The following is a 24,720-nucleotide window of genomic DNA, read 5'->3' as shown; positions in this document are numbered from 1 at the left end:
AAGCTCCTGCATTCTGGTGATCGGACGCGTGTCGTGTGGCGGGTCGCTTCATATGCCCGGTGGCAGTCCTATGTTTCCCGCACAGCGCAGAAGTTCGGGCTCCTCCAACAAGCCCGGCGCGTCACCAAGGAGAGACGAAATAATGGTTCGTAGTGCTGTGAGCGGGTGCGCGGTGGTGGCTCTCGCCTCTGTGGCGTTCACTGGTGTCGCGCCGGCGTCGGCGTCCGATGCTCCGTCGATGGAGCCGAGGGTCACGGTCACCCCGGCCACGGTCAAGCAGAAGGCCGTGGTGACGGTGAAGGTGGTGGGTGCGCCCAAGACCTGTCGTTCGGTGCAGGCCCGGTCCGACGCCTTCGTCGGCACGGTGGCGCTGACGAAGAAGACCAAGCCCCTGATGTACACCGGCCGCGCCGCGGTGAGCGGGAAGGCCGCTCCCGGCAGTCACCAGGTCGTGGTGGGCGGAGTGGGCTGCGGCAAGTGGACGGCGAAGGCCAAGTTCACCGTCCCCGCGCCGCCCAAGCAGAAGGTGGTCAAGGGCACCGTCACCTCCAAGGTCGGGGTGTTCGTCCGCCGCCAGCCGACCTCCGCCTCGGCGGCGACCGGGACCGCCCGCTACCGGCAGACCATCGGCCTGATCTGCAAGAAGGCCGGTCAGCCGGTCGCCGGTAACCGGACCTGGTACCAGGTCAACATGCCCAAGGGCTGGGTCACCGCCCGCTTCGTCAAGGCCCAGGGCGCCGTGCCCAACTGCAAGTGATTCCAGGGGCTTTCGCCCCGGCGCCTGACGCAGGTGCCTGAAGGTGGCCCCCGGTTGCTTCATCGGCAGCCGGGGGCCACCAGGCTGAATGCCCCGGTGTGAACGCTCAGCAGACGCTGTCCGTCGGCTTCGGGTTGCCCAGGCCGAACAGCGGGCGCAGGCGCAGCCCTGCCCAGGTGCCCAGGATGGCCACGGCGCCCCAGATCCAGCCGTGCAGGGACCCGGAAGCGATGCCGGCGAGGTAGGCGCCGATGTTGCAGCCGCCCGCGAGGCGGGCGCCGACGCCCATCAGGATGCCGCCGATGACGGCGGCGAGCGCGGTACGGGCGGGGATGTTGCGGTGCAACTGCCACACGCCGCCGGCGGCAGCGGCGACGGCCGCGCCGACCATGATGCCGATGTCGGTGAGGCTGTTCTTGTCGGCGAGGACCGGACCCGACAACTGGGCCGCGTTGCCGGGCTGTTGCCAGAACGCCCAGGTCTCCGGCGCACCGCCGAGTGCGCCCACGACCTTCGAGCCCCACAGCGCGAACGCGCTGGTGACGCCCCAGGCGCCGCCCGAGACGAGCAGGACGCCGGCGCCGAGCAGCGCGAGGACCAGGGCGCCCGCGGCCAGCGGCCAGGAGCCCCGCACCGTACGACGCAGGGCGCCGCGCGCCGATGGCGGGGTGCCGACCGGTGGGGGAGTGCGGCGGGCCTGCACGGCGCGGGCGATGAACCAGATCCCGGCGAGCACCGCGATCGTCACGGCCCAGGAGCCGAACCAACCGACGTGGTCGGACAGTACGTACGGGTCGAGGGCGGGCAGATCGCTCCAGAGGCCGAACTGCCAGGCGGCCAGGGTGGAGCCGGTGATGAAGCCGAAGAGGGTGAGCACGATCGTGCCCTGGCCGCTGCCGACGGCGAAGAGGGTCCCGGAGGCGCAGGCCCCGCCGAGCTGCATGCCGATGGCGAAGAGGAAGGCGCCGACGAGCAGCGCCACCCCGATCGGCCCGGCGCTGGGAGCCGGCACCGAACCGAACAGGCCGCTGCCGGTCCCGATGATCAGGGCGAAGAGCGTCGCGGTGGTGCCGAGCAGCAGGGTGTGGGCGCGCAGCCCGGTGCCGTTGCCGACGGCCACCAGCTGGCGCCAGGCGGAGGTGAAGCCGAACCGGGAGTGGAAGAGCGCGAACCCCAGTCCGAGGCCGAGCAGCAGCAGGACGCCCGGCTTGGCCCCGTGCTCGGCGAAGACGTACCCGGCGAGCGCGACACCGATGACGCCGGCGACCGCGAGCGGCACCCGCCGGACCGGCGGCGCGGCCTCGGCCGCGGGAGCGGGGGCGGAGGTGGGGGGAGGGGTGAGCAGGGCGGTACGGGACGGCGCCCCTGCGTCGGCAGCGGTGGTCAAGGGGGTCTCCGGGAAACGGAAGGGATCGGACGGGCGGTGCTCGCGTGGGCGCGGAGCGAGGCGTCAGCGGGGACAGAGCGCGTCGTCGACGCTCCACGGCGTGGCCGCGAAGAGCGCGAGAGCGAGCTGACGTGCGGGTCCGAACATGCGCACCACCATAGGCATCCCCGCGGCGATCCCGGATCGCCGTCTCACATAGAGAACATATGAATGAGACGCCGGACGAGACGGCTGCAAGGGAGGCGTACCCCGCCCGCTTCCCCACTTGTCCCGCCAGGTATCTTGCATCGCATGGAACCAGGTGATTCGACCAAGCAAGCCCGGGCAGCCGCCCAGCTGCGCAAGGGCGTCCTGGAGTACTGCGTCCTCGCCCTGATGCGGGATCGCCCCCGCTACGGCGTGGAACTCCTGCACGCCCTGGAGGACTCCGGCGCCCTCGCCACCAGCCAGGGCACGGTCTACCCGCTGCTCTCCCGGCTCCGCCGCGACAACCTGGTCACCACCACCTGGCAGGAGTCCGCCGCCGGGCCGCCCCGCCGCTACTACGCGCTCACCGACAGCGGCCGGGCCGCACTCGACGAGTTCACCCGCGTCTGGCCCGGCTTTCGCAACGCGGTCGACGCCTTCCTGACCACCCCGCCCCCCACCACCGGAGACCTCACGTGAAGACCGCCGCCGACCCGATACGCGCCTACCTCTCCGCCGTCGAGCGCGAGGCCTCCGCACTCACCGCGGACCGCCGCCAGGAACTCCTGGCCGATCTCGCCGAACACATCGAGGTGACGCGCGCCGAACGCCCCGACGCCGCGATCGGCGAGATCCTGGCGGAGCTGGGCGATCCCCGCACCATCGCGGCGACGGCACTGGCCGAGGCGGGATACGGGACCGCCGGGGCCCCGCCCCGCGGCGACGCGGATGCGCCCGCCCGGCGCGGCAAGGTGCACCCGCTGGTCCCGCTGGTGATGCTCGTCCTCGCACTGCCCTTCGTGATGGCCTTCCCCGACAACCCCGGCCCGGTGATCGGTGCCGTGCTCCGCATCACCGGCGCGGTCCTGCTGTGCACCTCGGTGCACTGGGTCGCCGTCCAGAAGACCACCGGCGTCCTGCTCGCGGCGGTCCTGCCGATGGTCGTCATCTTCGCCTGGAACCGGTCCAGCAGCGCCCCTGCGGGCGAGACTCCGGCCCTCCTGGCCAACCTGGCGATGCTCGCGCTGCTCGTCGGCACGGCGACGTGGCTGTGGCGGGCGCGCCGCCCCTGACGTACCGGCGGACCGGCGGACCGGCTGGCTTCAGTCGCGCGCCGCGGCGCGTAGTCCGTCGATGACGATGGTGAGCATGCGTGCGGTGCGTTCCCGCCGGTCGGGGCCGTTGCCGGTCTTCCACAGGAACGACACGAGCAGCAGCACCTCGGCGGCGTCGGCATCGGACCGTACCTGCCCGGCGTCCTTGCCCGCGGTGAGCAGGTGGTCGAGGGCCGCGACGAGCGGCGGGTAGGAGTGGCTTCCCCGCTCCGCGCAGGTGGCGGCCTCCATGGCCCGGGACGCCCCGTGTTCGGCGCGGCCGTATGCGGCCAGCCGGCCCAGCCAGAGCCGCAGCGCGTCCAGGGGCTCCCGCTCCCCGAGCAGGCACGGGGCTGCTTCGGCGAGTGCCTCGATGTCACGCCGGTAGACGGCGAGGAGCAACGCCTCGCGGTTGGGGAAGTGCCGGTACATGGTCCCCTGGCCCACGCCGGCCGCCTTCGCGATCGACTGGAGGGTCGCGCCGGGGGTGTTGGTGAAGGCCGTGCTCGCGATCTCGATGATGCGACCGCGGTTGTCCTCGGCGTCCGAGCGCGGTGCGCGCGGGCGGGGCGACGCCGTCATGGTGTGGCGCGCAGCAGGACGAGTGATCCGTTGTAGGTCGGGCGGCCGCGCAGGTGGCCGAAGGCTTCGTCCCACGCGCCCGAGCCCAGGGCGCGGCGCAGGGAGGCGTCGAAGTCCTGGCGGGCGCGGTCGTCGATGAAGCTCCAGGCGGAGCAGGCCTGTCGGGCGGCGGGGTTCAGGAGCAGTTCGGGACGGCCGTAGTACGCCTCGTTGAAGCCGTCGGTGCAGTCCAGCGGGATGGGGACGGGCTCGATGGTGGTGTTGCCGCCGAGTGCGGCCGTGAGGTGGTGCAGGGGCGGGTAGCGGCGGGCTTCGGTCTCCAGGACATCGGGGGCGTACTCGTAGAGCCAGAAGTCGCGTACGCGGGCGGGGTCGCAGGTCAGGACGGCGACGGGACCGCGGGTGACGCGGCGCATCTCGCGCAGCCCGGCGTCGACGTCGGACCACTGGTGGACGCTGAAGAGGGTCATCGCCGAGTCGAACTGCCCGTCGGCGAAGGGGAGGTCTTCGGCGACCGCGTCGATGGCGGTGACGAGCCGGGCCGGGCGCTGGGCGCGCATGGCCAGGGAGGGCTCGACCGCGGTGATCGTGTGCGCCGCGCTCTCGTACGATCCGGTGCCCGCGCCGACGTTGAGGACGGTCCGGGCGTCGCCGAGGGCCCGGGCGATGTCGAGGGCGATACGGGCGTCCGGCCGGCGGTAGGAGGCGTACCGGGTGCGGTGAGTGCCGTGTCCGACGTCGTCGGTGCTGCCGTCGTATGTGCGCATGACCATGGGGGAGACCTCGCCTTGTGGGCCCGGGCCGGAGCGGCGGCATCCGCGCCCCGAACAGCACTCCCTATCTTGCATCTGCGATAGGAGTTCGCATACGTCCCTGGCGAATGCTTGGTTTATTACCCAAGGGATCTGGCAGATGCGTCAGCGGCGGGTTTGTAGGTTGTGTCGGCGGCGTGCGGGGCTCGCGTCGCCCGAAGCGACGACGCGGCCCCTCCGCGTCCCCGAGAGCGCCGCGACCGAGACCGCTGCCAGGGCGAGCGCGACGCCCGCGACGGTGGCCGCGGTGACGTGCGTGTCCCCGTGCGGCAGCAGCAGGTCGAGCGCGAGCGAGCCGACCAACTGGCCGGTGATCGTGCACAGTCCGAGCAGCAGGACGCCGAGCTTGTGGACCGCGGCGACCGCGATGGTGATGAAGGAAATGCCGACCAGGCCGCCGAGATAGAGATACGGCTCGGTCGGCAGGCGGGAGGGAATTCCGGCGGCCACGGCATGCACCAGGAAGATCACGCTCAGCGCGGCGGTACCGGCGACGAAGTTGAAGAACGTCCCCGCGTACGCGGATCCGGCGGCGTTCTTCACATGCCCGTTGACGGCCTGCTGCCAGCTCACGCACACGCCCGCCACCAGCGGCAGCAACAGCATCACGTACGGAAACCCGCCGCCCAGCTTGTCCGCCATCGACAGGCCCACGGCGGCGAGCACGAGCACCGCCCCGACGACCCTGCGCCGGGTGGGTCGCTGCGGTCCGGCCGGGCCGAGGCCCATCCGGTCGAAGAGCAGCCCTCCGGTGACCTGACCCGCCACGATCGCGACGGTGAACAGTGCGACCCCGAGCGCCCCGACGGTCAGCCCCTGCGCGAGCAGGAAGGCCGCACCTCCGAAGCCGCCGAGCACCTGCCACCACTTGAGCCGCCTGCCGCGTACGTCCGAGACCACCAGGCCGACCCCGCGGCGCGGCTTGCGCAGCACCAGGAGCCCGAGGGCCAGCATCACGAACCCCGAGCCGAAGGAGATCACCGCGGCCGCGAAGCCGTCGCCGCCGAGCCCGGCGGCGAGTTCGCCGGTGATCCGCGCCTGCAGGGATATCAGGGTGCCGGAGAAGACGGCCAGGAGCAGCCAGGGGGCTGCGGCGGCGGGCATGTGCGTACGACCTCTGGGGGGGATTGACGGCGGGTGTGCGGAGCTGTGGGGCGGCCGGGGGAACGGCGGCCGGTCCGTCCCTTTGTAACCGATCAGCCCGTCACCGGACAGGGCGGGCCGGATGACGAGACGGGAGTCAGCGGCACAGGAGCGCGGCGCGCAGGTCCAGCTTGTGGTCGAGGCGGGAGAGGTCGCGGCCGGTGAGGTCCTGCACCCGTTCGATGCGGTAGTGGACGGTGTTGACGTGCAGATGCATGGCTTCGGCTGTGCGCGCCCAGGAGCAGTTGTGGGCGAGGAAGACCTCCAGTGTCTCCAGAAGCCGGTTGTGCGAGGCCGGTTCGCCGTGGGCCAGGGGGCCCAGCGTCGTGGCGCTGAAGACGGTCCGTACGGCGGCGGGGATGCCGGCCAGGAGTGAGTCCAGGGAGGAGAGTTCCCCGACGTCGGTCACCCGGCTGCTTGTGGGCGCGTCGTGTTGTGCCGCGGCGAGGGCGTAGCGGGCCTGGGCGAGGGCGGTACGGAGCCCGGTGGGCTCGGCGGCGGGCGCGCTCACTCCGGCGTGCAGCAGGGCCTCGGGCCGGCAGCCGTGGACGAGGGGCCAGGGCGCGCGGAGTGCAGCGGTGGTCTCGCCGCCGCTTCGTACGACGGCGACGGCTTCCGTCGGGGTCGTGCCCACCGCGAAGGCCGTGGGGGAGAGGTGCTCGAGGGCTTCGGTGAGTGCTTGTGCGGCGACGCCGGCCGTGAGCTGCGCGCCGGAGGCCATGACCACGACCTGCCAGGGGCCTTCCGCGAGCGCCCCGCAGGACGTGAGGGCGTTGGTCAGAGCACCGATGTCGCCGCCGCCTCCGTCGACGCGGGCGATCAGCTCCTGCCCGGTCCGGCGCCGTGCCGCGTGCCCGTGATCGTGGTGCCTGCGGTGCTGGACCATGACCTCGGCAATCTCGTGCAGGGCCCTGGGCGGTGCTCCGCCGGCCCGGGGCACATGGAGATACCAGGCGTCGTACGGCGTCGTCTCGGCCTGGAGGCGCAGCGTCTCACCGGTGAGGCCGCGCAGGTGCTCCGCGGCGCGCGCGGCGGGAAGGGCGGGGGCGGCGGCGGTACGGGCGATGGTGCGCCCGCTGCTGGTGAGCAGGTAACCCGGCGGCGCACCGAAGGGTGCGAGGGCGCACTCCAGCAGTTCCCCGGCGTCGGCGCCGTGGTCGAGGAGACGGCCGAGTTCGCCGCGTACGTTCTCGGGCAGCGCGAAGTGGTCCGCGGGGCGGCGGCTGAGATCGCCCCACTGGCGCCGGTACACGGCTTCGGTGATCGCCCGGAAGTTGGTGTGCGCCGGGACGGCCAGGATGGCGATGCCGTGCCGGCGGCAGGAGTCGACGACATCGGCGGGGACGGTGCCGTGGGTCTCCTCGCCGGCGAGCAGGGCCCTGGCTCCGGACTCCGCGAGGGCGGAGACGAAACGCTCGGTCCTGGCCCGGTGGTCCGTCGCGGTCCACCACACGAGGCCGCTGAGCACGATGTCTCCCGGCCGGAGAAAGCGGGTGGGGTCCTCCAGGTCGGTCGCGGTCACTCCGCCGACCGCCTGGTTGAGCAGATTCTCGCCACCCCAGACGAGGGCGAGATCGAGCCCCTCGATGCGGAGGAGGTCTCCGACGTGCATGTGCTGACTCCTTGTATGGCTACCGGGTCCGCACCCCGGCTTCTCGCATCCACCAGGTGAGTGCGAGTCGGGCCATCGTAAATGCCAGGAAGAATCGGCAGTGTGCCTCTTGGTTGATTCACCAGGACGCGGCCGGCCGGGCCGGGTGATTTCCGTGCTGCGCTCCAGTCGTTTTCAGCCGGTGGCCGGGCTTCACTGGCGGGGCAAGCAACGGCCGGCAACGGGGGAGTCATGGATCTGAACACGGTTCTCGACGTGCGTGACGCACGCCGTCACGAGCCCTGGCGGCCCGGCGACGCCTGGCTGGGCGGCGGCACGTACCTCTTCTCCGAACCCCAGCCGCAGCTGCGACGCCTGGTGGATCTGAGCCGGATGGGCTGGGAACCGCTGCGCACGCTGCCCGACGGATCGCTGGAGATCGCGGCCACCTGTACCATCGCGCAGCTGTCCCGGTTCGGGCGGACGCTCGACGCGGCGGCGGCCCCTCTCTTCGAGCAGTGCTGCCGCGCCTTCCTCGCCTCGTTCAAGATCTGGAACATGGCGACCGTCGGCGGCAACCTCTGCAACGCCCTGCCCGCGGGACCGATGATCTCCCTCACCGCGGCCCTCGACGGCGAGTGCCTGCTCCAGGCCCAGGACGGCTCGCTCCGCCGGAAGAAGGCCGCCGCCTTCGTCACCGGAGCCGGCCGCAAGGACCTCGCCGAGGGAGAACTGCTGCGCTCGGTGACGATCCCCGCCCGCTCGCTGCGGTGTCGTACGGCATTCCGGCAGGCGTCGCTCTACGGCCTGGGGCGCTCCGGCGCCCTTGTCATCGGGACGCTTGACCCGCTGGACGGTTCGCTGGCCGTGACCCTCACCGCCGCGACCCGGCGGCCCGTCCGCCTCTGGTTCGCCCTGCCGCCGCACCGGGCCGGGCTGCGCGAGGCGATCACGTCGGCGGTGGGGGACTCCGACTGGTTCGACGACATCCACGGACTGCCCGAGTGGCGGCGGCACATGGCCTTCCACCTCGCCGAGCAGGTCCGCCACGAACTCACCCGGGACGGTGTGCGATGAGCTTCAGCATCCAGGTCAACGACCAGACCTCCGACTCCGAGCCCCGCGCAGGCCAGTGCCTGCGCACCTACCTGCGCGAGCGCGGCTGGTTCGGGGTGAAGAAGGGCTGCGACGCGGGCGACTGCGGGGCGTGCACCGTGCACGTGGACGGCGAGCCCGTGCACAGCTGTCTCTACCCGGCCGTGCGGGCCGCGGGCCGGTCGGTCACCACGGTGGAGGGCCTTGCCGCCAAGGACGGTGAACTCCACCCCGTACAGCAAAAGTTCCTGGACGCCCAGGGCTTCCAGTGCGGGTTCTGCACGGCGGGGTTCCTGATGACGACGGCCGCCCTCGAACAGGAGAAGGGCGGCGCCCACGACGACGGCAAACTGGACGATCTCCCGCGGGCCTTCAAGGGCAACATCTGCCGCTGCACGGGATACCGGGCCATCGAGGACGCCGTCCGCGGCGTGCGGCACACCGAACGCCCCTGCGCGGGCAAGGCGGTGGGCAAGAGCCTCGGCGCCCCGGCCGGACCCCAGGTCGTGACGGGCACCGCCCGCTACACCTTCGACGTCGAGGTACCGGGGCTCCTGCACATGAAGCTGCTGCGTTCCCCGCACCCGCACGCCCGCATCCTCGCCGTCGACACCTCCGCCGCCCTGCGGGTCCCCGGCGTCCACGCCGTCCTCACCCACGAGGACGCCCCCGCCACCCTGTACTCCAGCGCCCGGCACGAGCACCCCACCGAGGACCCCGACGACACCCGCGTCCTGGACGACACCGTCCGCTACATCGGCCAGCGTGTCGCCGCCGTCGTCGCGGAGAGCGAACAGGCGGCCGAGGAAGGGTGCCGGCGGATCGAAGTGACCTACGGGGAACTTCCCCACGTCACGGACCCGGAGGACGCCATGCGTGAGGGGGCGCCCGTCCTCCACGCCGGCAAGGGACCCGAGGCACGGATCGCCCGCGTCGAGAACAACGTGGCCGGCGAAGTGCACGGCGAGATCGGCTCCGTCGACGAGGGGTTCGCCGACGCCGCGGTCGTGTACGAGGAGACGTTCCGCACCCAGCGCGTCCAGCACGCCAGCCTGGAGACGCACGGTTGTGTCGCCTACTTCGAGCCCGCGGACGACGGCAGCGGGGAGCGGCTGACCGTGCGTTCCAGCACCCAGACCCCGTTCCTGACCCGCCGCGCGCTGTGTGCCCTCTACGGCCTCGGCGAGGACGAAGTCCGCGTGGTCGCGGGCCGGGTGGGCGGCGGCTTCGGCGGCAAGCAGGAAATGCTGACCGAGGACATCGTCGTCCTGGCCGCGCTCAAACTGCGCCGCCCGGTCAAGCTCGAATACACGCGCGCCGAACAGTTCTACGGCGCCACCACCCGCCACCCCTTCACGATCCGCATCAAACTGGGCGCCCGCCGCGACGGGACCCTGACCGCGATCCAGATGCGCGTCGTCTCCAACACCGGCGCATACGGCAACCACGGCCCGGCCGTCATGTTCCACAGCGTCGGCGAGTCCTTCGCCGTCTACCGCGCCCCGCACAAGAAGGTCGACGCCTACTCCGTCTACACCAACGGCGTCCCCGCGGGCGCCTTCCGGGGCTACGGACTCGGCCAGGTCACCTTCGCCGTCGAATCCGCCATGGACGAGATGGCCCGCCGCCTGGGCATGGACCCGCTCGCCTTCCGCGAGAAGAACATCATCGGCCCCGGCGATGCCATGGTCAGCCCGATCGGCGAGGAGGAGGACCTGCACATCGCCTCGTACGGCCTGGCCCAGTGCCTGGGCATCGTCCGCAAGGCCATCGCGGAGGACCGGAGCGCCGACGACGTGCCGCAGGGGTGGCTGACCGGCCAGGGCACGGCCATGGCGATGATCGCCACCGGCCCGCCCGGCGGCCACTACGCCGACGCGACCGTCAGCCTGCTGGGCGACGGGACGTACGACATCGCCGTCGGCACGGCCGAGTTCGGCAACGGCACCACCACCGTGCACAAACAGATCACCGCGGGAGCCCTCAACACCACCGTGGACCGGATCGCCATCCGCCAGTCCGACACCGATGTGGTCCGCCACGACACCGGTGCCTTCGGTTCGGCCGGGACGGTCGTGGCCGGCAAGGCGGTGCTGCTCGCCGCGGAAGCGCTGGCGGGGCGACTGCGGACCTTCGCGGCCCGGCACACCGGGGTGGCCCGTCACCTGTGCACGCTCGACGCGGAGAGCTTCGACTGCGCGGGCAGGACCGTCACCCTGAAAGAGCTCTACGAGGCGGCCCACGCCGAAGGGGCCCAGGACGAGCTCAGGGCGGAGGGACACTGGGGCGGCACCCCGCGCTCGGTGGCCTTCAACGCCCAGTGGTTCAGGATCGCCGTCGACCCCGACACCGGCGAAATGAAGGTCCTGCGCAGCGTCCACGCCGCCGACGCGGGCAAGGTCATGAACCCGCTGCAGTGCCGCGGCCAGATCGAGGGCGGAGTCGCCCAGGCGCTGGGCGCCACCCTCTTCGAGACCGTACGGCTCGACGAGCGCGGCGAGGTGACCACGGCTGCCTTCCGGCGCTATCGCCTTCCGCAGTACGCCGACGTGCCCCGTACCGAGGTCCACTTCATGGAGACGACCGACGCGATCGGCCCCCTGGGAGCCAAGTCGATGAGCGAGAGCCCCTTCAACCCGGTGGCCCCCGCCTTCGCCAACGCACTGCGCGAAGCAACCGGCATCCGCTTCACCGAGATGCCGGTGACCCGGGACCGCGTCTGGCTGGCGATGGACCAGCAGGCGCCGACGGGTGAGCGGTTGGCCTGAGCGGGTGACCCGACTGGTTCCTTCGGGGCACGGCTGTTATGGCGGTCGCCGGCCGGAGAACGAGTGGAGTGTTCGCTTCCACCTGAAGGAGCACAACCATGCGTGTTCGTACTGCCTTTGCCGCCGCCGCACTGGCCGCCGCCGCGATTCTCGGCGGAGCCGGGGCCGCTGCCGCCGACGCCGGCGCGGAAGGCGCCGCCACCAACTCGCCCGGCGTCCTCTCCGGCAACACCGTTCAGGTCCCCGTCCACGTCCCGGTCAACGCCTGCGGCCTGGGAGTGAATGTCCTCGGGCTGCTCAACTCGGCCTCGGGCAACACCTGCGTCAACAAGTGACCGACGGCACCGCACGGTAGGGCACTCCAGCCCCTACGTTCAGGCCGGGCACGCCGCCTCTCCCTTCTCGGCGGCGTGCCCGGCCGCGTGTATGCCTCGCCGGACGGGCCGTCGAGCGGGGCGAGGTGCGTCAGCGTTTTCCGCGGATGGCGAGGATGACGACGGCGACACCCTTCAGAACATCGGCGCGATGTGCCGAGTCGGTGCCCGTGATGGCGTGCCTGGTGACGAAGACGGCGGCCGCGGCCACCACCAGTCCGAAACCTGCGGCGATCAGTGCCGCGGCGATCAACGGATCCATGCGAAAGGTCCTTCCTGCTTGTGCCGGGCCCTGTGGCGCGGAACTGGGAACAGGTCACTGGATCGCCCGCAGGACTGTGGACACGTGCCGGACCCGCCGGACAGAATCCGTGACGTGCCTCATCGGGCCGTGCGGCAAGGGTCCGGTCACCGGACTCACCGGACAGCCGCCGGACGGGAGTTGCTCCGTGACGAACCTGGCTCCGTCGGCAGAGCACGGTGCCCTCACCGCGCACCTCCAGGCTCTGCGCGCCAAGGCTTGCAGGGGGTCCAGGACTCAGCAGAGGGCCATTGAACTGGCCAACGCACGCATCAAGACGGCGAATACGCGCGAGGGCGGCGCGGGCATCAAGCCGCTGGCCAAGCAGACCGTCAGCGACTGGCTGACGGGCAAAACCCCACCCGATGACTATCTCCGCTTATGGGCTCTCGTCCAGGTGCTGGAGGAGTGGGCCGGGGCACCCCCGGACAGCGACGGCCACGGGCGGTCCTGGTGGCATGGCAGGCGGGCCATGTGGCAGCAGTTGTGGAAGCAGGCACGGGCAGGCCGGCCAACGGACGAACCCACCGCGCGCAGGCGCACGGGCATGCCGATCGCTGATGCCGACCCGATCGAAGACCTCGAAGTGCACCCCGCCATCGATGCCGGGCACAGGAACAAGGACGCGCGCTTCGACAACGGCGGCAGGCTCCCCGTCTATGTCGAACGAGACCACGACCGGCATCTGGCGAGAGACGTGGCTTCCGCTCTGCACCGCAGCCGCCTGAGGGTCCTCGTCGCGGATTCCTCCACGGGCAAGACCCGCGCACTGTGGCACGCCATTCAGCGGCTTCCCGACCCGTGGCGCGTATGGCAACCTGCCGACCGCAGCGCGCTTCTGGCCGGACTGGCCCGGGAGCCCTCCCTCGCGCAGACCGTCGTCTGGCTCAATGATCTTCAGCGGTACCTGCTGCCCAACGGCCAGCCCGAGCCCGACGGACAGGCCGCCTCCGCGCTGCGCGGTCTGCTCAAGGAGCCCGAACGAGGCCCGGTGTTCGTCGTGGGGACGCTCTGGCACCACCACCACAAAACCCTGACCCGGCAGCCGAGCAGCCCGGCCGATCCTGATCCGCACGAACAGGCGCGCGCCCTGCTCAACGGCCGATGCCTCACCGTCCCGGAGTTGTTCGCCGACGAAACTCTCGACGCCCTGAAGGAATTGGCCCGGCACGACGCCCGTCTCGCGGAAGCCCTGCGTAACGGCGGGCAACGCATCACCCAGTACCTGGCCGGTTCCCGCGAACTCATCCGCCGCTACGAAGAAGCATCTCCCGAAGCCCGTGCGGTCCTTGAGGCGGCGATTGACGCTCGCCGCCTCGGGGCAGGCCGGGACCTCCCGCACGATTTCCTCTTCGCGTTCGCCGCGGCCTATCTCGACCCGGGGCACTGGAACGTCCAAACCGACGCGTGGCGCGCAACGTGGTTCGACCGCGCCCTTGAGGAGACATGCCCGCCCAGCCGCGGAATCCCCGGCCCCCTCGCGCCTCCGATTTCTCCGCCAGGGCAACTGGTTTCCACCGGCAGGGTCTATCGGCTCGCCGACTACCTCGAACAGCACGGGCGTCTGACGCGGCAGCGAAAAGCCCCTCCCCCTTCCTTCTGGGACGTCGCACGCTCAAGCGAAGACCCCAAAGAACTCTTTGCTCTCGCTGAATCCGCGCGCACCCGCCTACGGTTGAAAACCGCCTTTGAGATCCATGAGCGGGCCGCTGAACTCGGAAATTCCAACAGCTCGCTCCTGCTGGCACTGCTGCGCATACGTGTGGGAGACGCCGTAGAGGCCAGACGCTTCGCTGCCGAGGCGGCGGACGCCAACGCTCATGCGGCGACAGTGCTGGCTCTCCTCCAGGAGGAGAAGACGGAGGAAGCCGAGCTGTATCAAGTCGGGCCTGCCGACGGACTCATACGGCGCTACTCTCCGACCTACCTGATGTTCCTGTTGCGTGAGGTGGCGCAATCGCGCCGATTGGCCGGGAATCTGGCACGCCAGGCCGTAGAAGCGGGGCAGGGGTACGCCCACCAGCAGATGGCGCTATGGAAACTGGAGGACGGCGACTGGGACGCGGCAGTCGAACACGCCCGGTCTGCCTCGGCGATGTCCGACCCGCGGCTCGACGGAACTCGCGCCCTCGACCAGATCAGCCTCTTGCGCAAAGCCATGGGCGGATACAAAAACGTCGGGCTGTTCTACAGGGAAGTCCTCTTCTGCTGCGGCCATGAAGGGCTGCTCCATCTTGCCCTTCTGCGCCGTCAGATCGCTGACGGTCAGCGGGTACAGCATCTGGCGGAGCAGGCAAGAGACAGCGGACACACCAACCTGCTCCTGCGGCTCGTCTTCCTGGCGAAATCAAACGGCGATCCGGGACAGGCCGAGTGGATCGCGCAGCAGGCCGTCGATGCGGGAAGCCACAGAGCGCTTGTCCCGCTGGCGACTTTGAGGACGGAAGCCGGCGACCACCAGGGTGCCGAACGGCTGGTGCGCAGAGCCGTCGACGCCGGAGCGGCGATGTCCGTACAGTCGATCGCTGAACTGACAGGGAAGCGTGAATGGCAGGACGCCCTGCGCTTCGGCCTGAACCCCGACGGGACAACGGCCTCACCGTGGTGAGCCGGCCCTCCCCGCTTGCCGGTCGTCAGTGGGCGAAGCCCCAGTCGAGGATCTTGGCGGCGTCGTCGAAGGCTTCCTGGTCGGAGCCGACGATCGCGCCGACCAGGGTGCGGTTGTCGCGGTTGGCGGCGAAGACGAGGGAGTAGCCGGCCTCCGCGCCGCTGCCGGTCTTGATGCCCAGGGCGCCGTCGTACGTGCTCAGCAGGTCGTTGGTGTTGACCCAGGTGTAGTACCGGGTGCGGCCGTTGGCCGCCGGAGCCTCGGTCTCGAACTTCTTGACCTTGACGATGTCGGCGAACACCGGCTTCAGCATCGCGCGCTGGCCGAGCTTGGCCAGATCGCGGGCGGTGCTGCGGTTGTCGCCGTGCGAGATGCCGTCGAAGGAGTCGAAGTGCGTACCGGCCAGGCCCAGCTGCTGCGCTTCGGCGTTCATCTGGTTCTGGAAGTCGGCGATCCGCGCGTCCATGGTGTCCCCGGAACCGAAGCTGTCGGCCAGGGCCATCGCGGCGTCCGCGCCGGAGGGGAGCAGCATGGCGTGCAGCAACTGCTTGACGGTCAGCCTGTCGCCGAGCTGGAGGTCGGCCGTGCTGGAGCCGTTCTCTGCCACGTAGTCGCGGTACTCCTGCTTCACCGTGACCTGGCGGTCCAGGAACTCCGGGTGCTTGAGCACCACCAAGGCGGTCATGATCTTGGTCGTGCTGGCCATCGACACGCTCTCGTCGGCCTTGGCCCCGGCCCACATCTCCCGCTCCTGGCTGCCGTCGCGGGCGTCGAGGAGGAAGGCGTGGTCGGCCTTGATGCTGGGGGCGTCCGGGGCTCCCGTGTCCGGCGCGTCCGTGCTCCGGCCTGCGGGAGCGGCGGCTTCGGCGCTCGCCTGATCGCTCTCGTCGGCGGAGTGTGCGGGGCTGGTGGTGGCCGCCTGGGCGAGGCCGCCGGCGGTGATCGGCAGGACGGCGCCGACGAGGGCGACCGTCGCGAGCCGGGCGCCGGTCCGGTGCAGCCGGTTGGGGCGGGCGTGGGAACCCATGTGGCATCTCCTCCCGGCGCGGGGGCGCCGGCTTGTATCAGAAACTCGGTGCATACCGAACCTACTTTGGTGTCGGTGGCCAACTCAAGATCGGTATGTCATGGCTGGGTAACAGGCGTGACCGCCATGAAGATACGGTGCAGAAAGCCGATGGATCTATGCGGTGTCTTGCCTGCCGCGACTTTCCGACTTAAGCGGCCCACCGGTGGGCCACCACTGGGCCGGGTGCGGGGGAGTTGCCGCTCCCGGCCCAGTCGCAGTGTTCTTACTCCTTGAGGAACCCGGTGATCTGCGGGGCGATCTTTTTCGGTGCCATGACGACGGCACCATGGTTGAGTCCGGGCAACGTGCGATGGTCGGCCTGCGGCAGGATTTCGGCGATGGCCCGTGCGGCGCGCCGGAAGGCGGCCGGACTCTTGCCGCCGGTCAGTACGCGGGTGGGCACGGTCACGCCTTTCCACTCCGCGGCGTCCAGCGGCTTGCCCTGCTGCGTGTCGCCCATGATCGCGATGTCGTACGGCAGGGTGCGGGCCATGCCGGTGAGGTTCGCCCAGATCTTCGGCATCAGCCTCATGAAGAACACGGCGATGCCGGGCATGCCCTGCACCTTGGTCATGAAGTACTTGACTGCGTCGCTGTTCCTGCCGTCCGTGAGCAGCGCGGAGATCTGCTGGGCGAGATCCGCGGGCGGCCCGTCGTCGTCCTCCGCGATCACGAACGGCGGCTCGTACAGGGCGAGACGGTCGACGTTCAACCCGGCGGCAGCCGCGCGCAGGGCGAGGACCGCGCCGGAGGACGAGCCGAACAGTGACGCCGAACCACCTATGTGTTCGATCAGGGCGGCGATGTCCTCGATCTCCCGCTCAGGGGCGTAGGCGTCGGAGTCACCGCTGGTGCCCCGCCCGCGCCGGTCGTAGTTGATCACGGTGAAGTGCTGTGCGAGAAGAGCGGCGAGTTTGGTCGTGTCGGAGCGGTCGGCCAGGGCCGAGGCCACCAGGACGACGGCCGGCCCGTCGCCCGACTGCTCGAAGGCGATCTCGGTGCCGTCGGCGGAAACGATGCGGGATTCGGCGGGGGCTGACTGCTCCCGGGCTGCTGACATGGACAGATCTCTCCAGTTCGAAGGCCGTACAACTGCGTTGAGTTGCAGCCGATCAGACCCCGGCCGGGCAGAAAACTCATCGGTGCCCCGGCTGCCATGTGCCGCTCACGCGACGCTGATCGCCCCGGTGAGCAGGGCGAAGAGGATGTAGGCGAGGGATACGGGGATGCCCCAGCGCAGGGCGAACTTGTGGAAGTCACCGAGATCGGCCTTGACCAGACCGAGGAGAACCCACAGCGGGGCGGAGGTGGGGCCCATCATGTGCAGGATCTGACCGATGGCGCCGGCCCGGGCGATCTCGTTGGCGTGGATGCCGTAGTGCGAGGCGGATTCGGCCAGGACGGGGACAACGCCGAACCAGTAGGCGTCGTTCGACATGAAGAAGCCGAGCGGGAGAGCGAGGACGGCGGTGAAAAGGGGGACGAGGTTGCCCCAGGTCTCGGGGACGACGGAGAGCGCGGCGTCCGCCATCGCCTTGATCATTCCGGCGTCGGTCATGATGCCGGTGAAGACACCGGCGGCGAGGACGAGCATCATCACGGGCACGGCGTGGGCGGCCTGGCGCTTGATGAGGTCCTGCTGTGCGTCGATGCGGCGGATGTTGACGAGCAGGGCGATGACGAACGCGACCATGAACAGGACGACGAGGTCGGCGACTTCGAGGATGAGCAGGGCCAGGAGCAGGACGGTCAGGGCGGCGTTGAACCACATCCGCCAGTCGGCCTTGACCGGCTCGAAGGCTTCGCCGGAGGCGATCTCCAGCTTGTAGGCGTCGAGCTTGGCCTGGTCGATCTTGCGGCGTTCGCGCAGGCCGAGCCAGTAGGCCACGGCGATGATGGCCAGTGCGGTCAGGGCCATGGGGGCGAGCATGTGAACGAAGTACTCGGTGGCGTTCAGATGCAGGGCGCTGATGCCGCGGGTGGCGGCGCCGCCCCACGGGGTGGTGCCGGATATCGCCCCGAGGGCCATCGCCGCGATGGTGGCGACGATCAGGGGGTTCATGCCCAGGCGCTTGTAGATGGGCAGGAACGCGGAACAGACGATCATGTAGCTGGTGGTGCCGTCCCCGTCGAGCGCGACGACCAGGGCCAGGACGGCGGTGCCGACGCAGATGCGGACGGGGTCGCCCTGTGAGGCGCGGATGATCAGGGAGGAGATGGGGTCGAAGAGCTTCATCTCCATCATCAGGCCGAAGTAGAGGACGGCGAACATCAGCAGCGCGGCGGTGGGGGCGACCGTGTCCAGACCGCTGATGATCATGTCGCCGAGCTTGGCGCCCTTGCCCGCGACGAGGGCGGCGGCGATGGGCGTGAGCATGATGGCGGTGAACGCGGAGAGGTACTTCCGCATCACGAGCAGCATGAAGCTGCCCAGGGTGGCGAAGCCGAGGACGGCGAGCATCGTTGCTCCTTGAGGCAGGGCGCGAAGGCCACCGGGGCGGCGGTGACGCGGCGCTGGGCGGGGCGATGTGCGGGAAGGGTGCGATCAGCGCAGGGGCGGATCGGTGCGCGCCCCGATTCCCGGGGGCGGCGCCGGGGCGGTGCCCGGACGCTGATGGCGGCTCACTGCGTCCGTCGGGGGCAACGCCCGACACATCTGGAGTTCCGGACAACCGGTTTACCAGTTGGCCGGTAGGTAACTAGACTTCGGGCGTCTCGTCAATACGAAGTGAGGAAATCCATGGCCGAACTGTCGAGGATCACGGTCGAGCCGCGGGAGCCGCTGGCCGCCGAGGTGTCGCGGCGGTTGATCGACTACCTGATGTCCGGCGAGGTGCAGCCGGGCGACCGCATCCCCTCGGAGCGTCGGCTCACCGAGATGCTGGGCGTGAACAGGCCCACCGTCCGCGAGGCGATCAAGTCCCTCGGCTTCCTCGGTCTCCTGGAGATCCGGCAGTCCAGCGGCACCTACTTCCGCGGCGCCGACTCCGACGTGCTCTACCGCCTGTTCGAGCTGGGTCTCGTGCTCGGCGAGCGGGGGGCGAAGGACATGCTGCAGGCCCGCGCCGAACTCGAGGTCGTCGTCGCCGGCCTGGCCGCCGCGGCCCGCAGTGAATCCGACGTGAGCCTGCTGCGCTCGCGCCTTACGGTGATGCGCGAGTGCCCCGACGCCGAGTTCCCCGAGGCGGACACCGCCTTCCATGCCGCGCTCGCGGAAATCTCGGGCAACACCGTGCTGCGCGACATGCTCAAGGGGATGCGCGCCATGATCCAGCGCGGCTGGGTCGAGCGCACCGGCGAGGTGCGTCCGCGCGAAGTCGCCTACGCCGACCACGTCCCGATCTTCGAGGCCGTCGAGAAGGGGGACGCCGAGGCCGCCCGCGCGGCGATGGCGAGCCATATGCAAGGTGCCTCCCGGCGCCTGAAAGAGGCTCTGGAGCGCCAGAGCGGAGGCTGAGCGCGGGGGCCGTGCTCGGTGTGGGCGGCCCCGTGCCCATGGCCGTGCCCTTGCGTGCGGCCCCGCACATCCGCAACCGGTTTACCGGTTGACCAGTCGTCCGGATCTCTCTACAGTGGCGGCGCGGCACCGCACCCGAACGCAGCAGCCGCCCACCTACTGAAGCCGTCTCGCCGCGCCGCCACCGGCACGATGCGAGACGAGCCCCCGGCGCGGAGCCGACCAGGACCGCGCCTGTCTCCAGAGGGGAAAACTCGGTGATCGAGACCCAGCCACTCATCGCCCTGATCCACGCCGTGCCGTCCGGGGCGCGGATCGCGCAGGACGCCTTCGCCCGGGAATTCCCGGAAGCCCGGATCTGGAACCTGCTCGACGACCGGCTCCTGGACGATGCCCGCACGGCGAACGGCCTGGACGGTGCCCTGCGCCGCAGAATGCTCCGCCTCATCGCCAACGCCGTCGAGTCAGGCGCCAGGGGAGTCCTGCTGACCTGTTCCTCCTACGGCGAAGTCGTCGACACCGCCCGTACGTTGTGGACCGTGCCCATCCTCAAGTCCGACGAGTCGATGTTCCGTACGGCCCTGAGCGGACCGCACGACCGGATCGCGGTGGCCGCCTCCACCCCGCCCGCCGTGCCGGCCGCCGCGGCCCAACTCGACGCGCTCATGGCCGAGACGCGCGGCACCCGGCCGGTGCACATCACCACCGCACTGAGCGAGCAGGCCGCCGCGGCCGACGGCCCGCAGGAGACCGCACGCCACCTCGCCGACGCGCTCGCGGCCACCGGTGCGAGGGACATCCAGAGCGTCCTGCTGGCCCAGTACTCCCTCGCCTTCGCCGGACGCGCCCTCGCCGACCTGCTGCACCTGCCCGTCCTGGACGGGGCGGCCGCCGCCGCCCGCGACCTGCGCGCCCGACTGCTCGGCGATCGCAGCACGGCGGCGGTGCCCGCATGAGCGGCCGACTGCCCTGGCCGCTGGCCTACACCGTCTCCTCGGACGACTGCCGTACGCCGATGCCTCTGGGCTTCCAGGCGCCCCTTGCCGATGCCGCCGCCGAGCTGGCCGAACTCGGTTACGACGGCGTGGAAGTCCAGGTGCGCGACGTCGGCGCCCAGCACGCCGCAGGCTTGCGGGACGCCCTCGCGGGCACGGGCCTGCGCGTACTGGCCCTCGGCACCGGGCCCATCGCCGCGCAGGACTCCCTGACCCTGACCGACCCGTCGCCCGACGTACGCCGCCAGGCCCTCGACCGGCTGCTCGGCGCCGCCCGCCTGGCCGGCGCGCTCGGCGTGCCGCTCACCCTGGGACAGACCCGCGGTACCTTCCTGCCCGGCCTCGCGGACGTCCAGCGCACCTGGGCCGAGACATCCGTCGTACGCCTGGCACAGGAGGCCGCCGCCCACGGCAGCCGTCTGCTCCTGGAACCGCAGTGCCGGGACAACACCTCGCTGTGGCACACCCCGGACGAAGCCCTCCGCGCTGCACGGCAGTTGGGGATCGCTCCCGACCTGGTGCTCGACACCCACCACCTCGAACGCGAGGGCCTCGACGCCCTGAGCGCCGTCCGCGACCACGTCACGGACACCAGCTGCCTGCAACTGGCCGCACCCGCGGGACGCGGACCCCTGTCCGTGGGCGATCACCGCCTGCCCGCTCTGCTGCGGGCGCTGCGAGACGGCGGCTTCACCGGCTGGCTCACCCTGGAGCACACCCAGGACGACACCAGCCCCCTGGCCGCCGCCCGCTCCTGGACCGCCCTGCACGACGCGGCCTCCGTCCTGACCTGAGCGCCCGCCCCCACCGATCCACCCCTTCACGCAAAGGAACCGCCCCCATGAGCAAGACCTACCGCCTCGGCGTCCTGGACGGCGACGGCATCGGCCCCGAGATCGTCCCCGCCTCCGTCGAGATCGCCACCGCGGCCGCCGAGGCCGTGGGCGTCGGCATCGACTGGCTGACCCTGCCGCTGGGCAGCGACGCCATCACCACGCACGACACTCCGGTCCCCGACGAGACCAAGAAGACGCTCGCCGAACTCGACGGTTGGTATCTCGGCCCGCACGACTCCGTCAGCTACCCCGAGCCGCACAAGTCCGCACTCAACCCCTCGGGCACCCTGCGCAAGCACTTCCGGCTGTTCGCGAACATCCGCCCCGCCAAGTCCTTCCCCGGCGCCGAAGCCGTCTGCGACAACGCCGACCTGGTGATCGTCCGCGAGAACACCGAAGGCTTCTACGCCGACCGCAACACCTACGCCGGCACCGGCGAGTTCATGCCCACCCCCGACACCGCCATCATGCTCGGCATCATCACCCGCGAGGCCACCGAGCGCGTGGCCCGCGTCGCCTTCGACCTGGCTCGCGCACGCCGCAAGAAGCTCACCATCGTCCACAAGGCCAACGTCCTCAAGCTCACCACCGGACTGTTCCGCAGCGTGTGCCAGGAGGTCGCCGAGGACTACCCGGACGTGACGGTCGACGACTTCCACATCGACGCCATGACCGTCCACCTGGTGCGCCGCGCCCAGGACTTCGACGTCATCGTCACCGAGAACATGTTCGGCGACATCCTCTCCGACCTCGCCGGCGAGATCTCGGGCTCGTTGGGCACCGCCCCGTCCATCAACGCCTCCGCCGACACGGCCATGGCCCAGGCCTCGCACGGCTCCGCCCCCGACATCGCGGGGCAGGACATCGCCAACCCCGTCGCCATGATCCTCTCCGGCGCGATGCTCTTCGAGTGGCTTTCCTCCCGCCACGACGACTCCGCGATCGCCCGCGCCGCGAAGATCATCGAGGCCGGTGTGGCCACCACCATCGAACGCGGCATCTCCACCCGCGACCTCGGCGGCTCGGCCTCCACCAGCGAGTTCACCAGGGCCGTCGTCCAGGCCGTCCGCGACGGCGCCGGGCAGAGCTGACCCGCCTGCCCTCCTCCGACGGCGGCCGCGGCCCGCACGCGGCGTCTCCCCGCCCGCGCGGGCCGCGGCCGTCCACCACCCTCACCCCGCCTCACAAGGAGACCAACGCCATGCCCCTGCGCCTGGGCTGCATCGCCGACGACTTCACCGGCGGCACCGACGTCGCCGCCGCCCTGCGCAGGGCCGGGTTGCGCACCGCCCTCGTCTTCGGTGTCCCCGACGCTGCCACCGAACTGCCCGGGGACTGCGACGCCGCGGTCGTCGCCCTCAAGTCCCGCTCCACGCCCGCCGACGAAGCCGTGGCCGACTCGCTCGCCGCGCAGAAGTGGCTGTGGTCCAAGGGCGCCGCACAGATCTACTTCAAGTACTGCTCGACCTTCGACTCCACCGCCCGGGGCAACATCGGGCCGGTCACCGACGCCCTCCTGGACGCCGCAGGTGCCCGTACGACCCTGCTGTGCCCGGCTTCCCCGCCCAACGGCCGCACCGTCTACCAGGGGTACCTCTTCGTCCACGACCAACTCCTCTCGGACTCACCGCTGCGCGACCACCCGCTCAACCCGATGACCGACGCCTCGCTGCCCCGCCTGACGGCAGCCCAGACACCGCACAAGGTCGGCCTCATCGACCACGACACGGTGACGCGCGGCACCGGCGCGGTCCGCGACGCACTCCTTGCCCACGAACACGACGGCGTACGCCACGTGATCGCAGACGCCCTCACCGACGACGACCTCGCCGTACTCGGCGCCGCATCACTCGAACTCCCCGTCGTCACCGGCGCCGCAGGCCTGGCCGAAGGACTCGGCCGCGCCTACCCCACCCGTACCGGCACCACCCACGTGCCGGTGCCCCGCACCGGCCCCGCCGCCGTCCTGGCCGGCAGCTGCTCGGCCCGTACCCTCGAACAGATCGCCCGGTTCTACGCCGCGGGCCTGCCCACCCACCACCTGGACGTTCTCGCCGCGGCAGCCGGACGCGACATCGCCGCCGAAGCCCTCGCCTGGTACGACGCCCGGGAACCCGGCACACCGGCCCTCATCTACGCCTCCGCCTCACCCGAAGAACTCGCCGCCGTCCAAAATCAGTTGGGCGCCACCGCGGCGGCGGACCAGGTGGAGCAGCTCCTGGGCACACTCGCCGTCCGCCTTGTCGAACGCGGCGTGCGCCGCCTGATCGTCGCCGGGGGAGAGACCTCCGGCGCCGTGACCACTGCCCTGGGCATCCGTACCGTCCTGGTCGCCGACGAAGCCGACCCCGGCGTCCCCTGGACCCACGCCGTCACCGCATCCGGCGACCTGGCACTCATGCTCAAGTCCGGCAACTTCGGCGCCCCCGACCTCTTCACGCGCGCGCTCCAGGAGACCGAGTGAGCCCCTCCGACGACGAAGCGGCAGCACGGACAGCGCTCGTACACACCGCGCACTCCCTGTTCACCCGCGGCCTGACCCACGGCTCCACCGGCAACCTCTCCGTCCGCCTCGCCGACGGAACCCTCCTGCTCACCCCCACCGGCTCCAGCCTCGGCACCCTCACCCCTCAGGCGCTCTCGCGCACCGACGTGCACGGCGGACACCTGGACGGCCCTCGCCCGACCAAGGAAGCGTTCTTGCACGCCGCTTTCTACCGGGCCCGCCCCGGCGCCCACGCCGTCGTCCATCTGCACTCCACCTACGCCGCGGCCGTCTCGTGCCTGCCCGACACCGACCCGGCCAACGCGCTGCCACCCCTGACCGCGTACTACGCGATGCGGGTCGGAACCCTTCCGCTGCTGCCCTACCACGCACCCGGCGACGCCCGCCTGGAACCCCTCGCGGAAGAGACGGCCCGCACCCACCACGCGGTCCTGCTCGCCAACCACGGCCCGGTCATCGCCGCACCCACCCTGGAGCAGGCCGCCGACGCCATCGAGGAACTGGAGGAGACCGCCAAGATCCACCTCCTGCTCCACGGCCACCGGACCCGCCCCCTCACCCCCGAACAGGCTGCCGCGCTCGCACCCCATCCCACTGACGGCCGGACGAGGCCGAGCGCGGCAGCCCCCACCAAGGAGGCCCCATGACCCAGCCCACCACTCCCGTGCCCACCGCAGACCTCGTCGACCAGTACGGCACCCGACTGCACGTCTGCGACATCCAGTTCAACCAGTACGGCGCACACCGCTCCTTCGCGGGGCCGGTCCGCACCGTTTCCTGCCACGAGGACAACGGCCTGCTGCGCGACCTGCTGCGCACCCCCGGCGACGGCCACGTCCTGGTCGTCGACGGCGGCGGCTCCCTGCGCACGGCTCTGGCCGGCGACCTCATCGCCGCCTCGGCCCGGGACAACGGCTGGGCCGGCCTCGTCCTGCACGGCGCTGTACGCGACAGCGCCGTCCTGGCCGGACTCCGCATCGGCATCAAGGCGCTGGGCACCATCCCGCGCAAGAGCAGCAAGGAAGCGAAGGGCGCCGTCGATGTCCCCGTCACCTTCGGGGGCGTTACCTTCCGCCCCGGCGCCATCCTGCACGCCGACGACGACGGCGTCGCCCTCCTTCCGGACACCGCCTGACACGGCGAGGCGGGGGCGGGGCCT

24 protein-coding genes are annotated in these 24,720 nt (G+C 71.0%); 14 read left to right on the top strand and 10 right to left on the bottom strand.

All coding sequences use genetic code 11. From position 1 onward, the window contains the following. Positions 1-238: 238 nt before the first annotated feature. The gene (locus tag ABZ906_RS32360) at positions 239-757 is read left to right on the top strand and encodes a hypothetical protein (protein ID WP_361388954.1); all 519 of its coding nucleotides are present in this window, start codon (positions 239-241) and stop codon (positions 755-757) included. 106 nt (positions 758-863) lie between these two features. Here the strand turns inward: ABZ906_RS32360 and ABZ906_RS32355 are convergent, their stop codons facing one another. Both ABZ906_RS32355 and ABZ906_RS32350 read right to left on the bottom strand, forming a co-directional pair. Beyond that, entirely contained in the window at positions 864-2,144 is a 1,281-nt protein-coding gene (locus ABZ906_RS32355; protein ID WP_361388951.1) for a YeeE/YedE family protein, read from the bottom strand. A 63-nt stretch (positions 2,145-2,207) separates the two neighbouring features. Then, positions 2,208-2,339 carry a hypothetical protein gene (locus ABZ906_RS32350; protein WP_361183683.1) on the bottom strand — a complete coding sequence of 44 codons (132 nt, stop codon included), beginning with the start codon at positions 2,337-2,339 and terminating at the stop codon, positions 2,208-2,210. A 96-nt stretch (positions 2,340-2,435) separates the two neighbouring features. On the opposite strand from ABZ906_RS32350, the gene ABZ906_RS32345 reads away from it, so the two are divergent. Both ABZ906_RS32345 and ABZ906_RS32340 read left to right on the top strand, forming a co-directional pair. Continuing rightward, entirely contained in the window at positions 2,436-2,810 is a 375-nt protein-coding gene (locus ABZ906_RS32345) for a PadR family transcriptional regulator (protein WP_361183681.1), read from the top strand. Beyond that, positions 2,807-3,403, top strand: coding sequence for a hypothetical protein (locus ABZ906_RS32340; protein ID WP_361388948.1), 597 nt, complete (start codon positions 2,807-2,809; stop codon positions 3,401-3,403). The genes ABZ906_RS32345 and ABZ906_RS32340 overlap by 4 nt, the downstream gene beginning before the upstream one ends. 30 nt (positions 3,404-3,433) lie before the next feature. On the opposite strand, the gene ABZ906_RS32335 is transcribed toward ABZ906_RS32340, so the two are convergent. The 4 genes from ABZ906_RS32335 to ABZ906_RS32320 all read right to left on the bottom strand — a co-directional run bounded on the left by ABZ906_RS32335 (position 3,434) and on the right by ABZ906_RS32320 (position 7,573). Then, complete coding sequence (locus ABZ906_RS32335; protein ID WP_361183677.1) at positions 3,434-4,006, bottom strand: TetR/AcrR family transcriptional regulator; 573 nt, start codon at positions 4,004-4,006, stop codon at positions 3,434-3,436. Then, positions 4,003-4,779 (bottom strand): class I SAM-dependent methyltransferase, encoded by a 777-nt coding sequence (locus ABZ906_RS32330; protein WP_361388945.1) that lies wholly within the window; start codon positions 4,777-4,779, stop codon positions 4,003-4,005. The genes ABZ906_RS32335 and ABZ906_RS32330 overlap by 4 nt, the downstream gene beginning before the upstream one ends. Positions 4,780-4,923: 144 nt before the next feature. Beyond that, on the bottom strand, positions 4,924-5,922 hold the full coding sequence (locus ABZ906_RS32325) for a DMT family transporter (RefSeq protein ID WP_361388942.1): 999 nt from the start codon (positions 5,920-5,922) through the stop codon (positions 4,924-4,926). A gap of 136 nt (positions 5,923-6,058) precedes the next feature. After that, on the bottom strand, positions 6,059-7,573 hold the full coding sequence (locus ABZ906_RS32320) for a PucR family transcriptional regulator (protein ID WP_361388939.1): 1,515 nt from the start codon (positions 7,571-7,573) through the stop codon (positions 6,059-6,061). A 231-nt stretch (positions 7,574-7,804) separates the two neighbouring features. Between ABZ906_RS32320 and ABZ906_RS32315 the strand changes: the two genes are divergently transcribed. The 3 genes from ABZ906_RS32315 (at position 7,805) to ABZ906_RS32305 (ending at position 11,750) form a co-directional block, all read left to right on the top strand. After that, on the top strand, positions 7,805-8,629 hold the full coding sequence (locus tag ABZ906_RS32315; protein ID WP_361388936.1) for an FAD binding domain-containing protein: 825 nt from the start codon (positions 7,805-7,807) through the stop codon (positions 8,627-8,629). Beyond that, positions 8,626-11,415, top strand: a complete 2,790-nt coding sequence (locus ABZ906_RS32310; RefSeq protein WP_361388933.1) for a molybdopterin-dependent oxidoreductase — start codon at positions 8,626-8,628, stop codon at positions 11,413-11,415. The genes ABZ906_RS32315 and ABZ906_RS32310 overlap by 4 nt, the downstream gene beginning before the upstream one ends. A gap of 98 nt (positions 11,416-11,513) precedes the next feature. Next, positions 11,514-11,750, top strand: coding sequence for a chaplin (locus ABZ906_RS32305; protein ID WP_361183666.1), 237 nt, complete (start codon positions 11,514-11,516; stop codon positions 11,748-11,750). 130 nt (positions 11,751-11,880) lie between these two features. Here ABZ906_RS32305 and ABZ906_RS32300 read toward each other — a convergent pair whose 3' ends face one another. Further along, a complete protein-coding gene (locus ABZ906_RS32300; RefSeq protein WP_361183664.1) occupies positions 11,881-12,051 on the bottom strand; it encodes a hypothetical protein in 171 nt (56 codons plus the stop codon). 187 nt (positions 12,052-12,238) lie between these two features. On the opposite strand from ABZ906_RS32300, the gene ABZ906_RS32295 reads away from it, so the two are divergent. Beyond that, positions 12,239-14,698 carry a hypothetical protein gene (locus ABZ906_RS32295; RefSeq protein WP_361388930.1) on the top strand — a complete coding sequence of 820 codons (2,460 nt, stop codon included), beginning with the start codon at positions 12,239-12,241 and terminating at the stop codon, positions 14,696-14,698. Positions 14,699-14,723: 25 nt separating this feature from the next. On the opposite strand, the gene ABZ906_RS32290 is transcribed toward ABZ906_RS32295, so the two are convergent. From ABZ906_RS32290 to ABZ906_RS32280, 3 genes are all read right to left on the bottom strand, one after another. Further along, complete coding sequence (locus tag ABZ906_RS32290) at positions 14,724-15,725, bottom strand: serine hydrolase (RefSeq protein WP_361388927.1); 1,002 nt, start codon at positions 15,723-15,725, stop codon at positions 14,724-14,726. A 265-nt stretch (positions 15,726-15,990) separates the two neighbouring features. Further along, positions 15,991-16,827: an alpha/beta hydrolase gene (locus ABZ906_RS32285; protein ID WP_361183659.1), complete on the bottom strand. Its 837-nt coding sequence runs from the start codon at positions 16,825-16,827 to the stop codon at positions 15,991-15,993. A gap of 105 nt (positions 16,828-16,932) precedes the next feature. Then, positions 16,933-18,228 (bottom strand): citrate:proton symporter, encoded by a 1,296-nt coding sequence (locus ABZ906_RS32280; RefSeq protein WP_361183657.1) that lies wholly within the window; start codon positions 18,226-18,228, stop codon positions 16,933-16,935. A gap of 279 nt (positions 18,229-18,507) precedes the next feature. Between ABZ906_RS32280 and ABZ906_RS32275 the strand changes: the two genes are divergently transcribed. From ABZ906_RS32275 to rraA, 7 genes are all read left to right on the top strand, one after another. Further along, positions 18,508-19,224, top strand: a complete 717-nt coding sequence (locus ABZ906_RS32275; RefSeq protein ID WP_361183655.1) for a FadR/GntR family transcriptional regulator — start codon at positions 18,508-18,510, stop codon at positions 19,222-19,224. Between the two features lie 257 nt (positions 19,225-19,481). Next, positions 19,482-20,180 (top strand): aspartate/glutamate racemase family protein, encoded by a 699-nt coding sequence (locus ABZ906_RS32270; protein WP_361388924.1) that lies wholly within the window; start codon positions 19,482-19,484, stop codon positions 20,178-20,180. Then, positions 20,177-21,013: a sugar phosphate isomerase/epimerase family protein gene (locus ABZ906_RS32265; RefSeq protein WP_361388921.1), complete on the top strand. Its 837-nt coding sequence runs from the start codon at positions 20,177-20,179 to the stop codon at positions 21,011-21,013. Before ABZ906_RS32270 ends, ABZ906_RS32265 begins: the two co-directional genes overlap by 4 nt. A gap of 47 nt (positions 21,014-21,060) precedes the next feature. Continuing rightward, positions 21,061-22,146 (top strand): isocitrate/isopropylmalate dehydrogenase family protein, encoded by a 1,086-nt coding sequence (locus tag ABZ906_RS32260; RefSeq protein ID WP_361388918.1) that lies wholly within the window; start codon positions 21,061-21,063, stop codon positions 22,144-22,146. 110 nt (positions 22,147-22,256) lie between these two features. Beyond that, the gene (gene otnK / locus ABZ906_RS32255; protein ID WP_361388915.1) at positions 22,257-23,519 is read left to right on the top strand and encodes a 3-oxo-tetronate kinase; all 1,263 of its coding nucleotides are present in this window, start codon (positions 22,257-22,259) and stop codon (positions 23,517-23,519) included. Next, the gene (otnC, locus tag ABZ906_RS32250) at positions 23,516-24,208 is read left to right on the top strand and encodes a 3-oxo-tetronate 4-phosphate decarboxylase (protein ID WP_361388912.1); all 693 of its coding nucleotides are present in this window, start codon (positions 23,516-23,518) and stop codon (positions 24,206-24,208) included. The genes otnK and otnC overlap by 4 nt, the downstream gene beginning before the upstream one ends. Continuing rightward, positions 24,205-24,696, top strand: a complete 492-nt coding sequence (rraA, locus tag ABZ906_RS32245) for a ribonuclease E activity regulator RraA (protein WP_361388909.1) — start codon at positions 24,205-24,207, stop codon at positions 24,694-24,696. Before otnC ends, rraA begins: the two co-directional genes overlap by 4 nt. Positions 24,697-24,720 lie beyond the last annotated feature (24 nt).

This window comes from Streptomyces sp. NPDC046925, from assembly GCF_040644915.1.
Classification (GTDB): Bacteria; Actinomycetota; Actinomycetes; order Streptomycetales; family Streptomycetaceae; genus Streptomyces.
Note: the sequence above shows the minus strand (reverse complement) of the source record. Positions and strands in the feature narration are given on the sequence as shown.

Bases quoted from the DNA above. Each gene is read 5' to 3' on its own strand.
- ABZ906_RS32330 (WP_361388945.1), bottom strand. From the start codon at position 4,779: ATGGTCATGCGCACATACGACGGCAGCACCGACGACGTCGGACACGGC.
- ABZ906_RS32265 (WP_361388921.1), top strand. From the start codon at position 20,177: ATGAGCGGCCGACTGCCCTGGCCGCTGGCCTACACCGTCTCCTCGGAC.
- ABZ906_RS32285 (WP_361183659.1), bottom strand. From the start codon at position 16,827: ATGTCAGCAGCCCGGGAGCAGTCAGCCCCCGCCGAATCCCGCATCGTT.
- ABZ906_RS32275 (WP_361183655.1), top strand. From the start codon at position 18,508: ATGGCCGAACTGTCGAGGATCACGGTCGAGCCGCGGGAGCCGCTGGCC.
- rraA (WP_361388909.1), top strand. From the start codon at position 24,205: ATGACCCAGCCCACCACTCCCGTGCCCACCGCAGACCTCGTCGACCAG.
- ABZ906_RS32320 (WP_361388939.1), bottom strand. From the start codon at position 7,573: ATGCACGTCGGAGACCTCCTCCGCATCGAGGGGCTCGATCTCGCCCTC.
- ABZ906_RS32360 (WP_361388954.1), top strand. From the start codon at position 239: ATGGAGCCGAGGGTCACGGTCACCCCGGCCACGGTCAAGCAGAAGGCC.
- ABZ906_RS32260 (WP_361388918.1), top strand. From the start codon at position 21,061: ATGAGCAAGACCTACCGCCTCGGCGTCCTGGACGGCGACGGCATCGGC.
- ABZ906_RS32345 (WP_361183681.1), top strand. From the start codon at position 2,436: ATGGAACCAGGTGATTCGACCAAGCAAGCCCGGGCAGCCGCCCAGCTG.
- ABZ906_RS32310 (WP_361388933.1), top strand. From the start codon at position 8,626: ATGAGCTTCAGCATCCAGGTCAACGACCAGACCTCCGACTCCGAGCCC.
- otnK (WP_361388915.1), top strand. From the start codon at position 22,257: ATGCCCCTGCGCCTGGGCTGCATCGCCGACGACTTCACCGGCGGCACC.
- ABZ906_RS32315 (WP_361388936.1), top strand. From the start codon at position 7,805: ATGGATCTGAACACGGTTCTCGACGTGCGTGACGCACGCCGTCACGAG.
- ABZ906_RS32300 (WP_361183664.1), bottom strand. From the start codon at position 12,051: ATGGATCCGTTGATCGCCGCGGCACTGATCGCCGCAGGTTTCGGACTG.
- ABZ906_RS32290 (WP_361388927.1), bottom strand. From the start codon at position 15,725: ATGGGTTCCCACGCCCGCCCCAACCGGCTGCACCGGACCGGCGCCCGG.
- ABZ906_RS32305 (WP_361183666.1), top strand. From the start codon at position 11,514: ATGCGTGTTCGTACTGCCTTTGCCGCCGCCGCACTGGCCGCCGCCGCG.
- ABZ906_RS32325 (WP_361388942.1), bottom strand. From the start codon at position 5,922: ATGCCCGCCGCCGCAGCCCCCTGGCTGCTCCTGGCCGTCTTCTCCGGC.
- ABZ906_RS32335 (WP_361183677.1), bottom strand. From the start codon at position 4,006: ATGACGGCGTCGCCCCGCCCGCGCGCACCGCGCTCGGACGCCGAGGAC.
- ABZ906_RS32280 (WP_361183657.1), bottom strand. From the start codon at position 18,228: ATGCTCGCCGTCCTCGGCTTCGCCACCCTGGGCAGCTTCATGCTGCTC.